Origin of the sequence: Psychrobacter sp. Rd 27.2, assembly GCF_001921755.1 — a bacterium.
GTDB classification, from domain to species: Bacteria; Pseudomonadota; Gammaproteobacteria; order Pseudomonadales; family Moraxellaceae; genus Psychrobacter; species Psychrobacter celer.
In genome coordinates, this window is the sequence record NZ_MRYB01000115.1 from 1 (window position 1) to 377 (window position 377).

General features: G+C 27.1%; 1 pseudogene. It reads left to right on the forward strand.

Annotated features, from left to right (window positions below):
* Positions 1-71 precede the first annotated feature (71 nt).
* Positions 72-377: pseudogene (locus tag BTV99_RS12830) on the forward strand (hypothetical protein); the annotation flags it as partial.

The following is a 377-nucleotide window of genomic DNA, read 5'->3' on the forward strand; positions in this document are numbered from 1 at the left end:
ATGAGAATAAGGAGTTTTGCATTGAGAAAGGCATTTGTCGAGATATCTATAACACTAATAAATTGAGTAGTATGCAAGTTGCCGATGAACTGGTACAGAAAATTATTTTTCCTTATCTAAATTTTAATGATAAAACTGTAATTATAGATGAAGATGAATTTCGAAAAAGTTTTCCTATGGCTTACAAGTATTTAAAATCTAATAAAGATAAGTTAGCATTAAGAGATAAAGGTAAAGGAAGTTATACTAATTGGTACTCGTATGGTAGAACACAATCTTTACAAGATATTCAATACAAGCTTTTTTTTCCAAAATACTCAAATTCAAATCCTTACTTTCTAATAAATGAAGATAGCTCAGTTAAATTTTATAATGGA